Raw genomic sequence first — 11,947 nt, 5'->3', positions numbered from 1 at the left:
GATCAACGGGACCCGACTGAGGATCATCGACGCGCACATCGCGGTGACGACCGCCAAAGGGCTGCGGCTGGATGGCCAATACCGGCTGGCCACCATCACATCGGCCCTCCTGCACGATCTACTCCCACCCCGGCAGGCTCGCGTCAACCCGCGCCGTGTCAAGTGGTGCGGGCTACCGCTGGTCGGGCCATGCCTCCAGGACGACGCCGCTGTCGTCGTCCGACAAGGTGACGCGGGCTGCGGGCGTTGTCGAAGGCCACGTCAACCGGATCAAAATGATCAAGCGCCAAATGTATGGACGCGCCGGCTTCGCGCTCCTGAGGAAACGAGTCCTTCTCGCGTCCTGAGGCTGGCCCCATTTCCCTCAGCGGCTGGCTGATTCCTCACGCCGACAGCAACGGACCAGACTCGCCGCCTGCGGTGTCGATGTGGTCGCGCTGGTGGCTCACCCACTGCCGAACGTCGTCTACCTCGCGCCGGGCTGCCTCCGGGTCCCGGGCTCTGAGGTCCTCCAGCCGTGCACTGTCCGGGTGTTCAGGGTGCTCGAACCAGATCCGCGCGACCTCGTTCAGCGCCCGCCAGCAGGCCATACGCTGCGGGATCCCACCGACCAGCGCCTCAGCAACGGTCCGCTCCCGCGCTTCCCAAGACCCTGCGACGTGCTGCTCAAGCCGGCCGTGCGGGTTCTCCGGCAGTTCGGCGACCCGGGCCCGGATGAATGCCGCCAACGCCGTCAGCTCCGGCTGAAGCAGCTGTTCCGGAAAGGTGGGCGTCGTCAAGGTGACCTCCTGTCCCCTCAAAGGTGACGGCTGCAGGACTGTCCGCGCAGCTAATCACATGCGGCCGACAACACTCACCGTCACCTCGCCACAGAAGTTGGACCAGAACCCGTTCTCGTGAACAGAGCCATGGCTCCTCACGGATGGGGCGCCGCGCCGATCGTGGCGGCCTCAGAAGCGATCTTCAGGGCGGGTGCCTGTGGATAGAGTCCGCGCACCGACGGTGAGCGGGCTCGCCTGGCCGGTGCCTGCGTTGCCCCTTGTCCAGTTCCGCTACCTGCGACATTCCGCCCATTCCGGCAGGGGAGAAATCTCCGTCCCGGCACGCTGCGCGACGGCCCGGGAAAAGCCGCTGCCGTCCGGGGCGTGCCGCTGGGAGACTGCGGGGATGACCACGCAGCGGCTTCCGTTCCCGGTCCCGGACGAACGCGCCCACCTCTTCGTCGGCAGCTACGCCGACATGCACGACCTTGTTGAGGACCTGGTCGTGCCCGATGGTGTTCCCGAGGCGGCGGCGACCGTCCTGCGGACGGCCCGCGAGCTGCTGCGCCAGTCGTACTACTGCTACGAGTTCTCCACCGTGGCGGTCATGCACTCCCTGATCGCGGTGGAGATCGTGCTGCGCGACCGGATTGCGGACGCGGGCAAGAAGCCGCTGCACCAGCTCATCAAGCAGGGCGCCGCCGACGGGATCCTGACGGCCCGACAGGCGGAGTACCTCGACTATGGGCGGCAGATCCGCAACGGCATGGCGCACGGCCAGACCACGCACGCGGTGATGCCACCGGCCATGGCGGTGCCGATGGTGACGACCTCGTTCACGATCGTCTCCGAGCTCTGCGCCGCCCGCGCTTGACGATCACGGCTCGGTAACGGCACTCAGTGAAGCGTCACACCGTCGACTTTCGCCACACCTCTACCAGATGACGGCGGGATTCTGTCCGGAGTCCCGCGCCACCTGCGTGAGGAGCTTCGTCATGACGTACACCAGCAGCGCCCGGCAGCCCGAGCCGGAGCCGCGCCCGACCTGGACAAGGGGTGCTGAACGCCCTCCGGGTGGCCCGGAATTCAGTGCCGTGAACGGTGCCGAGAACGAATCCAACGTCGTACCCATCACCGCAGCTCACACCGCCCGCCACGGGACCTCCCGGCACGCTGACACCTCTCTCCCTTCCCCTGAGACGTTGGCGAAGGGGAAGAAGTCCACTCCCACGGCCGGGAAGGTGCGGGCCGATGCGCTGCGGATGCTGGGGTGCGTGCGGATAGCCACGGTGCGGCAGATGCCTCAGGTGATCACGGAGGAGGATCGGGACGGCCGGTCGTACGTGCGCAGGGCGATGAAGGAACTGGCGGAGCTCGGGCTGGCGGAGACGAACGGCAAGGCGGGCAAGCACCCGATCTGGAACCTGACCCCGGCGGGACAGAAGGCTCTGGCCGACGGCAACGAGCTGCCTCCCCGACCGAAGGCCGGCACCGGAGCGAAGGCGGTGAAGGCCGGGTTCGGTCCGCACGGCGTCGCGGTGACGGACATGATCCTCGCCTACGGCGGCCGCAAGCACCTGACCGACTGGCAGGTGGAGGTCAACCACGCCATCAAGGAGACCGGCCTCAGCTTCAACACCGACGCTGTCCTCGCGCTGCCGACCAAGACCAGCGAGGTGCACCTCTTCGAGCTCGACAACGGCACCATGTCCCAGGCCCGGCTCGCCAAGGAGGTCTGGGACTACGAGCGCTACGCCGGACACCGCGTCTGGGAAGGCGCCCGTGGCACGATCGGCAACACGTTCCCGTTCTGGCAGCGCCACCGCTACACCCGCTCCCAGACCTTCCCGCGGCTGCACGTCGTGCTGGCGGGCAAGGAGGAGCACCTGCTCGACAACCGCCTCCAGGCGCTCGCCGACGACGTGAAGGGCATCGCCGTCGCGGTGTGGGTGAACACCCTGCCCCGGCTCCAGCGAGGCGAGCCCTGGTACGAGATCGGCGTCGACGACCCGGACCGGCGCCGCTGGCGCTACCCCGAACCCGTAGGCCGCTGAGCCGCGTGCGACGCCGGGCAAGCCCTTCGCGTGAGGGGCCTGCTCGGGGCACGGCTACACGAGGGCGGCGGCCACGGTCTCGAGGACAGCGCGCTGCTGCGGGTCGATGGGCACGTCGGCCTGGCGCAGCGAGCGCAGCGTGCTGCCTTCGGCGCACAGCCTGCACAGCCCGAACACCGGCATCGGACCGGCACCGATGAGGGTGTGCGAGGTGGAGCTCTCGTAGACGGGGCGGTAGCAGCCGGGGCACAGCTGGCAGTCCTCGGGCTCATCCGCCGGCGGCGCGTCGGGGCCGAGCAGCGGGACGATCCGGCGGAGGTTCTCCCCGGCCTCCGCCCACAGTCCCATCGGCCGTTCCGCAGACCGCTCGAACACGCCGTCGCCGTCTGGGCCTTCGCTGGTGCGGACCCGGGCCAGCGTGCCGACGCCTTTCTCGGGGTGGTCGGGAAGGAACGCCAGGACGGTTCTGTAGCCGGGCCCCTCGGTCACGCCGAAGACGTGTCCCCGCCCGGCAGTGAGCGCCGCGGCCACCTCCTTCAGTCCTCGGCCGTCATCGTCGTTGCGCAGACGCAGCGGCCACGCAGCCGGAGCGCCGTCGATCTCGGCAGGGGAGGAGGTGATTCGGCTGGCCGCTCTCGCTCCGTGAGCGGCGCGGCTTGTGCTGCTTGTGACGTCCCATGTTGTGCCTCGCAGACGTGACCCCGTGCACGGGCCGGATCGGTCCGCTGAACCCACAACCGGCTGCCCGGCAGCCCGGGTGCGCCACGGGCCCGTCATTCACCCGCCCAGCCCATCCGGCGGCGGGACCGGCCTGGCCCGCCTGCTGTGGAAGTGGTCGTTGTCAGCCGACTACGACGTCGCGTAGTTCCCGGACGACGCGTTCGCGGTGGTGCTGTGCGGGGATCGCCTCGTACAGGTCCAGGGCGCGGCGGTGGACCAGGCCGGTGCGGTAGTCCGCGGGCAGTGCTGTCAGGGCGGCGACGGTGCGGCGGCATGCTTGCTCGGTGTCGCCGTCGTGATGGGAGCAGGCGGCGGCGTCGATGTTCAGCAGGGTGCGGGTCATGGTGCTGGTCGGCGCGGACAGCTCCAGGGCGCGCTGCTGGCTCTCGTTCGCGCGGCGGGTGTCTGCGAGGGTGGTGAAGGCGTGGCTGAGGTGGACGTGGTGCTTCTGCTCGCCGTACGTCAGCCACGTGTCCGACCGCTCGCCCTCGGGGAGCCGTTCCATGAGGGCGTCGGCGTCGGCAAGCGCCTGGCGGGCCTGCTCGGGCTGATGGTTGAGGGCGAAGGCACGGGCGGCGACAGCGGCCGCCAGCACCGCGGCGGCCGTCGGCCGGATGCCAGCGATGCGGCGGGCCTGTTCGGCGAGACCGGCTGCCGCCTTCGGGGCACCGTAGTTGAGCGGCACCATCGCCTCGCGGGCGAGAACCCACGCGTGCAGCTGGGGGTCGCCGGATTCGGCGGCGGCCCGGGCGGCGGTGGCGAACCAGGCACGGGACTCCCTGCGGCTGCCCAGGTCGTGTAAGACGATCGCGGTCATCCCGGCCATCTGCCCGGCCGTCCGGCACAGCCGGGCCCGGACCGGTGCGGGCTGCGGGACGGTGAGCAGCGGGCGCAGGGTCGTGAAGTCGGTGACCAGGTCGGCCAGGACGCGGGTGGGTACCTGTCCGTGGTAGCCGTACCCGTAGCTCTCGGCTGCGGCCTCGAGGTCGGCCAGGTCCTGGGGAGTGTCGGGGGAGAGGGTCTGGTCGACGTCGGTCCGGGCGGCGGTGAGCGCGGCGAGGGCCGGAGCGGTGAGGCCGGCGGCCAGCGCGCCGCGCAGCAGGTTGCGGCGCTTCATCGGATCTTCTCCATGGTCGGGCTCCGTGCTGAGGACGGCGGTGTCCTCCCAGGGTTGCGCAGCAAGCCCCAGTAGGGCACCAGGAATGCGCAGTCCGCCGGCGATTCGCTCGACAGTCGTGAGGGCGGTGACAGCTGTGGTGCCCCGGGTGATCTGGCTTACCCGCTCGGCTTTGAGCGCGCACGCTTCGGCGATCCGGTTGAAGGAGATCCCCGCGTCATGGGTCATGGCGAACACGGTGGTGAAGTCCCGCTCGCGCAGGGCACGGACGAACGCCGGGTCGGTCAGCAGGCGGCGCGGCACTTGGGCGGGTGACGGCGGTAAGTCGTCCACAAGTCCCCCAGAACTCTCGTGGAATGACAGTGCGTCAGCCCAACGACCATACCCACCGTGGGGGCCCCATCACGGGGTTATCGCCCTCGTGGTTCGCGGCTGTACTGACGGTGTCCGCGGCCGCAGCTATCCAGGGCCGGCCGCCCGATCAGGAGGAGGGTCCTCATGCAGAGTCCCGCCACGCCCCCGCCCGCCGCGCCGTCGACGGGCGGCCTGGTCCGCTCCCGTCGGCTGATCGTCGCCGCCCGGGGCCGCAACGCCATCCCCTCGGACGGCGGCGGCACCGGCCGCAGCGACGGCAACGACTGACGATCGGGAGCCCCACGCGATGACGTACCCGTCCATCGCGGCGTGCCTGGGCGAGGACTTCCTCGCCCAGGCACTGCACCGCGAACACCGTCACGTACCCAGCGCCCTCGACGTCGCCGGACTGATGACCTGGGACGACCTCAACAACATCCTCGGCAGCCACCGGCTGGAGCCGCCGCGCATGAGGCTGTCCCGCGACGGCGAGACGCTGCTGGTCGGCGGCTACACCACACCGGTCGCCACCCGCCGGCACACCGTGTGGCACCGCCTCCACCCGGCCGAACTTCACGCCCGCCTGAAGGAGGGCGCCTCCCTCGCCCTGGACAGCGTCGACGAACTCCACCCACCGATCGCCCGCCTCTGCGAAGCGATTGAGCGCGACCTGCACACCCGCGTCCAGGCGAACCTCTACGCCTCCTGGAGCGCCACCGAGGGCTTCGGTGTCCACTGGGACGACCACGACACGGTCATCGTCCAGCTGGACGGCGCGAAGCGCTGGCGGATCTACGGCACCACCCGCCCCTACCCGCTGTACCGCGACATCGAAGATCCCGGCGAGGCGCCCACCGCGCCGGTCGCCGACCTGGTCCTGTGGCCGGGCGACGTCCTGTACGTGCCGCGCGGCGTGTGGCACGCCGTCTCCGCCGACCAGGGCACCCGCTCCCTGCACGTCACCTGCGGACTGCAGACCCACACCGCGACCGACCTGATGGCGTGGGTGTCCGAGCAACTGCTCACGCACGAGGACTGGCGGCGCGACCTGCCGCTGCTCGCCGCGCCCGACGCCCAGGCCGACGCCGTGGACGGGATACGCAAGCGGCTCGCCGAACTGCTGGACGACCCCGGGCTGGTCGCCCGCTACCGGGCGGCGATGGACGGGCAGTCCGTGGGCCGGATGGCGCCGAGCCTGCCGTACATCGACACCATCCCCGTCGACGGCGGTCTGCGCGTGAGGCTGACGACCGCCCGCGCGGTACTGGACGTCGGCGAGGACACGGTGACGCTGTCCGTCGCCGGCACCGTGTACGAGTTCGCGCCCGAGGCGGAAGCGGTGCTGCGCCCGCTGGCCGACGGCCGGACCATGGACCTGGCCACCCTCGCCGACACGGCCGGCCTCGCCCTGGAGGACGTCGCCGCCCTGGTCCAGGAGCTCGTTGCCGGGCAGGCCGCGACGGTAGGGAGCCTGCTGTGACCGCACAACTCGCCCTCGGCACCTACCGGTGCCAGGCGATCCCGGAGGCGGCCGTCCGCGCGGCCGCCTCCGGCGCGCAATGGGTCGACACCGCCCCCAACTACGCCACCGGCCGCGCACAGACCCTCCTGGCCCCGGCCCTGGCCGCCCACCCGTTGCTGAACGTCTCCACCAAGACGGGGTACTTCACCGCGGCCACCGGCACCGACGCCGTCAACGCCGGAGTCCTCACCACGGGCCAGGCCGCCGCCGGGCACAGCCTCGCCCCCGACTACGTGCGCTGGCAGACCGGCCGCAACCGCGAGCAGCTCGGGCGCGACCGCCTGGACCTGGTCCTGCTGCACAACCCCGAGCGCGCCCACCCCGGCGACCGCCCCGCCCTGCACCGCGCGATCCGCGATGCCTTCGCCGTCCTGGAGGAAGCCGTGACGTCCGGGCACGTGGCGGGGTACGGCGTCGCCACGTGGGCGGGCCTGGCAGAGGAGGCGTTCACGGTGGGGGAGCTGCTCGCCCTGGCCGCCGAAGCCGCCGGCGGACAGCACCACCTGGCCGCCGTCCAGCTGCCGCTCAGCCTGGTGATGATGACGCCGATCGTGCAGGCCCTTCACGGCCGGGGCCCGCTCCCGGCCGCCGCGGACGCGGGCCTGCGGGTGATGGCGTCGGCCCCGCTGCACGGCGGGGAGCTCCCCGCCATGGTCGACCAGGAGCTCGCCGACCTCATCCGGCCGGGCCTGACCCCCGCACAGGCGTGCGTCCTCGCCGTCGCGTCATGCCCAGGAGTGACAAACGTCCTTCTCGCCGCCTCCGGTGCGCCACACTGGAAGGAGGCGGCCGACGCCGTCGCCCAACCCTCCCTGACCGCCGCCAAGTTGCGGGAGATCACCGGTGTACTCGCCTCCCCCTGACCCGGACACCGAACAGCGCATGCGCGCCCACCACGCGCACACCGCGAAGGCCCTCGACGTCCAAGTGGAGCCGGGCGCGGAGTTCTGGGGTTGGGCCGGGCGCACCCTGGGTGCCCCCGCCCGCACCGCTACGGGCGTGCCCGCCTGGCTGCGCCTGGTGTCCGCGCCGGAGGACAAGGCCGCGGGGAAGTTGTGGGACGGCGCCCTCGATGCCCAGCACGCCTTCGGCGACATCGACGGCCACCGGCCCGCCCTCCTGGCCGTCCACGATGCCGTCGACGACGGCATCGCCTACCGGGCGGAGCTGTCGGTCCGCGTCGACGACCCGGTCCTGTCCGACGACCCGATCCTCCAGCACGAGGCCCAGCTGCCGGACTCCTGGTGGAACGACCTCGCCGGGACGCTGGCGAAAGTCGCGGCCGTCGACACCGGCCGCGTCGCCGTACGGCAGCAGTACATGGAGCGGGCCATCCCCGAGTTCGTCGGCATCCCGGCCCCGGCCGTCTCCTGCTGGACCACAGCCCACGCGGATGTGCACTGGGCAAACCTCACCGAACCGCTGCGCCTGCTGGACTGGGAAGGATGGGGCATGGCCCCAGAGGGGTTCGACGCCGCCACTCTCTACGCCTACTCGATGCTCCAGCCGGACACTGCCGCCCGCGTCCGTGCCGCCTTCCCCGTACTGGGCAGTCCGGCCGGCCTCGCCGCCGAAGCGACCGTGTGCGCCCAGCTGCTCCAGACCGTGGCCCGCGGAGACAACCTGGTCCTCGAAGGACCGCTTTGGAACTGGGCTGAGGAACTCCGCCGCCGCTGAGCCCGCGTGGTCGCCCCGACCATGAGGCCGACCACGCCGTGTGCGACCCCCGACCACGGCCCGAGTGGCGTGTCCGAAGTGACACGCAATTCGAACAAGCGATCTAATGCCGGTATGGACGTGGCCGACTTCCCCGACGACCTGGTGCAGACGCAAGCCGCCTGGAACGCCACCTACAACGCACTCGCCGCACACCGCCCCCGCGACACCACCGCCCTGCGCCGCCGCCTGCTGCTCCTGTCCGTACGGCTGTGGTGGCACCCCTACTGGGAGACCGTCCCCTCGGTGCCGGCGGCACGCTCCGAGCTGCGCCACCTTGCCCGCGCCCACGGAGCCGTCCGGGCCGCGTGACCGGTCGCCCAGGAGCACGAGGTTGCGCCAAGGGTTGCGCCTATCTGTTGCGCTGGATGTTGCGCCAAGGGTTGCGCTAGATGTTGCGCGGCCCGCAGGACCGTCCCCGTGTCCGTGCAGGTCACCACGCGGTTTTGCCGCGGTCGGCCCGCTGACATCCCCGTTGCGGCCGCTCTGCCCATGTCCCTTGGCTGGTGTGAAGGAGGAAGGGACGGGCGGGATGGGCGGCGCGGCCGCGGCCGGGGATCGGGGCGCGCTCAGCCGGTTGCGCGTCGGCCGGGGCCGCCGCGCCTCGCCGCCGTCAGCCCGGCGGCGGAGGCCGGGACGGAAGTCGCCGGCGCCCCGGTGCTGTCCTTCCGGTGCCGAGCCCCACCAAGGGGTGAGGCGGGAGAGTCCCGCCGGATGGAGGTACCGCTGTGATCGTCCGACTCCTGGGTGGCCCGCTCGCCGGTCGTGTACTCACGACCACCAATGCCCCGTGGGCCGGAGGTTGGCTCACGGCCGGTGACGCCGACTGGGGCCTGTACGTCCCGGTGCACCGCGACCCGGCGACCGGCATCGCCCTGGCGGAGGCCCGGGTCACCATCCCGCGCCGTCGGTAGCCGGCCCCCGGAAACCGGCTGCAACGCCCGAGCCGCGTTGCACGCCTGACCTGCGGTGACGGGATCAGATGCCCGTCCGGGACCGCTGTTGCACCACCGTGTTGCAGCGGCCTCACGCACGAGACCCCGGGACCATCCCGGCCCCGGGGTCTCGCACACTCCGGCTCAGCGCCGGACCGTCATGCCCAGTCGACGCCCAGCTTCCGCAGCACGTCCAGCTGCTCCGCGCTGAGCTTGTCTCGCCGGGCCTTGGTGTTGCTGTACCAGATGCCGAGCTTGGTTTCGGTCCCGTCGGGCAAGGTCTCCACCGCCTTCCGGGGTACAGGCCGGTGGGCGCCTTCCCGTTCCACCCACTGAGCGAGGGCCGCCAGGCCCCGCTGGAACGCCTGCTGCGCCTTTCCCTGGCCCTTCGTCGCACCCTTGGCGGCCGGGGCGGGAGACGGCGCCTCAAGCGGCTTGACGCCCAACACGGTCAGCCGCTCCTGCTGCTCGGGCAGGAGCCGCGTCCAGGTGCCCGGCTGCTTCTGCTGCTGGAGCCACTTGCCGATGTCGTCGCCGTCCATCAGCACGCCGGGTGCGATGTCGGGCAGTTGGCCGTCGGCGTCGACCAGGTCCGCCAGGACGCGGTAGTGCCGCTGCCAGTCCAGCGGCCATGGGCAGTCCCAGTCCGGGTCGATCTCCGTCAGCTGCGCCGCGCGCACGGCGGCCCGCTCCGGGTCCTTGCCCAGGCCGTTCTTCGCGCCCTTCCGCCGGAGGTTGGCCATGTGCTGCCCGACCGGCACCATCGCCTCGCCCTCGCCCCACACCGCGTCCTGACGCGGCGCGAGATGCCCGGTGGCCCGCCGGTACGACCGCAGCGCGGCGAGCTTGGCCTCCCACGCTTCCTCGCCCGGCTCCCAGACCATCCCGGCCTCCGGCGCGTCCAGCAGCGTCTTACGCCGCTCCTCCAGCTCCCCGGCCCGCAGCGCCTTCCGCTGCTGGTGGACCCATCGGCCAAGGGGAAACGCCTTCGTCGCCCCGACTTCGACCTCAACGTCATAGGGCACGGCGTAGACGCCGGTGATCTCGTTCTCTGCCCGCCAGCGGATGAGGGCCTGGTAGCCCTCCAGCCACACCAGCGACTCCGGGCGGTAGACCCGGGTGCGCAGGAACGCCGCGATCGTCGCCGCGTCGCGCGGGCTGGAGAAGTGGAGCAGCGCCGCTTCGGCGGCGGCCTGGGTGTCGTCCTCCTGGTCCTCGCCGTCGCCCTCGCCGCCGGTCCCGACGATCCGCTCGTCCTCGTCACGCCGGACGTGGAACTTGCGCTTGCCGCTGGTGAGGGCGCGGGAGGCGAGCTGCTCGACCAGACGTTCGTCATGCGAACGCAGGCCCTGAAGGACCGCTACAAGGGGGCGGAAGCTGGCACTGGCGACCATGTCGGTCGGGTCCTCGCCGGGCTCCAGGAACACCGGCACGATGATCCTGGCCACCTTCGTGCTGCCGTCCTTGTTGAGCCGGAGCGCGCGGCCGATGTTCTGCACGATCTCCACCTGGGAGCCGCGGGTGTCCGCGAAGCAGACGGCCTCGACTCCCCGTTCGCCGGTGATGTCCACGCCCTCCCCGAGAACGCGAACGCTGGCGAGGAAGGCGCGGTGCACCCGGCGCCCGGCGGCGTCGATGCCGTTGGCGAACTGCCTGATGACCTCGCGCCGCTCGGTCACGAGGTGGTCGCCGCACAGCCACGCCGACCAGACGCGGTCCGGCGGGACGTGGCGGCCGGCCTCGAGTTCGTAGAACTCCGCGTCGATGGAGGACTTCGGCAGCTTGTCGGCGGCGGCCAAGTCGTCGTCGGTGGCGTCGTTGAGGTACAGCTCGGCAGCGGTCTCCGGCAGCTTCTCAGCGAACGCGGCGGCTTCCTCGACCTTCTGGTGGAACGTCATGACCGTGCGGAGGTTGTACGCGGCGGCGTGCTCCAGGAGCGCGGTCTGCAGGAGCGCCAGGCGCCGGCCGCGCCGGGCTTCCTCGGACTCCCCGAGGACGGGGGAGGGGTCGCGGATCTCCAGGACGTCGATCTCGAACCCGGCGAGGATCTCGCGCTCGATCGCCTCGCTCAGGCCAAGCTCTGCGAGCCACGCGCCGTACGTGCCCTCCGGGTCATCGGCCATCGACGCGATCTCCGCCTCCTGGCCCTCCGCGCCCTTCTGCGGGCGGGCCGCGGCGAGGATGCGCGGCGTCGCGGTCAGGTAGAGCCGGAAGTCCGCCGGGATGCGGGCGTTGTCGTGGATCGCCGCCCACGGCCGCCCAAGATCACCAGCGGTTCCGTGAGCCTCATCGACGATCGCGAGGTCGAAGCCTGCCATGCGCTGGCCGTACAGCCGGTCTCCGCCCGCCAGAGCGGCCTCCAGCGGCCCGCGAACCTTCCGCTGGCCCTCGGGTGCGTCGATGTCCTCGCGGTCCACCAGGGAGGCGTACGTGGCGAACACGACCACCGGCCCGGACCCCGCCCACAGGGCGAGCTGGATCGGGTTGGTGGTGGTCCGCACGCCCAGCTCCTTCAGCACCGGGTCGTTCTCCAGCGAGCACACCGCCACCATCGGGGCCCGGTGGCCCACCAGACGCCACGCCTGGGCGGTCTGCGCGAGCAGGTCCAGGGTGGGCACGGTCACGAGGATCCGGCCGTCCGCGAACGACTCCAGCTGCGATGTGCCGGGTTGGTGAAGCTCCTATAGACCGTCAAGCGCTCTGTGTGAACGGTTTCGGTATGGGGTGGGGATGGGTGAGGTGCTTGTAGACCTCGCGGGCGATGAACC

At 71.5% G+C, this 11,947-nt stretch carries 11 protein-coding genes and 1 pseudogene; 8 read left to right on the top strand and 4 right to left on the bottom strand.

The window, feature by feature from the left end:
• Positions 1–383 precede the first annotated feature (383 nt).
• Entirely contained in the window at positions 384–779 is a 396-nt protein-coding gene (locus tag ACFYOH_RS43635) for a hypothetical protein (protein WP_388637641.1), read from the bottom strand.
• Positions 780–1,167: 388 nt separating this feature from the next.
• Here ACFYOH_RS43635 and ACFYOH_RS43630 point away from each other — a divergent pair, with 388 nt between their 5' ends.
• Positions 1,168–1,635: a hypothetical protein gene (locus ACFYOH_RS43630; RefSeq protein WP_388637638.1), complete on the top strand. Its 468-nt coding sequence runs from the start codon at positions 1,168–1,170 to the stop codon at positions 1,633–1,635.
• Positions 1,636–1,963: 328 nt separating this feature from the next.
• Positions 1,964–2,815 carry a replication-relaxation family protein gene (locus ACFYOH_RS43625; RefSeq protein ID WP_388637636.1) on the top strand — a complete coding sequence of 284 codons (852 nt, stop codon included), beginning with the start codon at positions 1,964–1,966 and terminating at the stop codon, positions 2,813–2,815.
• A gap of 54 nt (positions 2,816–2,869) precedes the next feature.
• On the opposite strand, the gene ACFYOH_RS43620 is transcribed toward ACFYOH_RS43625, so the two are convergent.
• The gene (locus ACFYOH_RS43620; protein WP_388637633.1) at positions 2,870–3,304 is read right to left on the bottom strand and encodes a hypothetical protein; all 435 of its coding nucleotides are present in this window, start codon (positions 3,302–3,304) and stop codon (positions 2,870–2,872) included.
• Positions 3,305–3,656: 352 nt separating this feature from the next.
• Positions 3,657–4,985: a hypothetical protein gene (locus tag ACFYOH_RS43615; protein WP_388637630.1), complete on the bottom strand. Its 1,329-nt coding sequence runs from the start codon at positions 4,983–4,985 to the stop codon at positions 3,657–3,659.
• A 165-nt stretch (positions 4,986–5,150) separates the two neighbouring features.
• Between ACFYOH_RS43615 and ACFYOH_RS43610 the strand changes: the two genes are divergently transcribed.
• From ACFYOH_RS43610 to ACFYOH_RS43585, 6 genes are all read left to right on the top strand, one after another.
• Entirely contained in the window at positions 5,151–5,294 is a 144-nt protein-coding gene (locus tag ACFYOH_RS43610; RefSeq protein WP_388637627.1) for a hypothetical protein, read from the top strand.
• A 19-nt stretch (positions 5,295–5,313) separates the two neighbouring features.
• On the top strand, positions 5,314–6,486 hold the full coding sequence (locus ACFYOH_RS43605; RefSeq protein ID WP_388637624.1) for a JmjC domain-containing protein: 1,173 nt from the start codon (positions 5,314–5,316) through the stop codon (positions 6,484–6,486).
• Positions 6,483–7,391 carry an aldo/keto reductase gene (locus tag ACFYOH_RS43600; RefSeq protein WP_388637622.1) on the top strand — a complete coding sequence of 303 codons (909 nt, stop codon included), beginning with the start codon at positions 6,483–6,485 and terminating at the stop codon, positions 7,389–7,391. Before ACFYOH_RS43605 ends, ACFYOH_RS43600 begins: the two co-directional genes overlap by 4 nt.
• On the top strand, positions 7,372–8,205 hold the full coding sequence (locus tag ACFYOH_RS43595; RefSeq protein WP_388637619.1) for a hypothetical protein: 834 nt from the start codon (positions 7,372–7,374) through the stop codon (positions 8,203–8,205). Before ACFYOH_RS43600 ends, ACFYOH_RS43595 begins: the two co-directional genes overlap by 20 nt.
• A 114-nt stretch (positions 8,206–8,319) precedes the next feature.
• Positions 8,320–8,556, top strand: a complete 237-nt coding sequence (locus ACFYOH_RS43590) for a hypothetical protein (protein ID WP_388637616.1) — start codon at positions 8,320–8,322, stop codon at positions 8,554–8,556.
• A gap of 416 nt (positions 8,557–8,972) precedes the next feature.
• The gene (locus ACFYOH_RS43585) at positions 8,973–9,158 is read left to right on the top strand and encodes a hypothetical protein (RefSeq protein ID WP_388637613.1); all 186 of its coding nucleotides are present in this window, start codon (positions 8,973–8,975) and stop codon (positions 9,156–9,158) included.
• A gap of 179 nt (positions 9,159–9,337) precedes the next feature.
• Here the strand turns inward: ACFYOH_RS43585 and ACFYOH_RS43580 are convergent.
• Positions 9,338–11,833, bottom strand: a pseudogene (locus ACFYOH_RS43580) (Helicase associated domain protein); the annotation flags it as partial.
• Positions 11,834–11,947: the final 114 nt, after the last annotated feature.

The sequence above is a fragment of the Streptomyces sp. NPDC007856 genome (assembly GCF_042868225.1).
Classification (GTDB): domain Bacteria; phylum Actinomycetota; class Actinomycetes; order Streptomycetales; family Streptomycetaceae; genus Streptomyces.
Note: the sequence above shows the minus strand (reverse complement) of the source record. Positions and strands in the feature narration are given on the sequence as shown.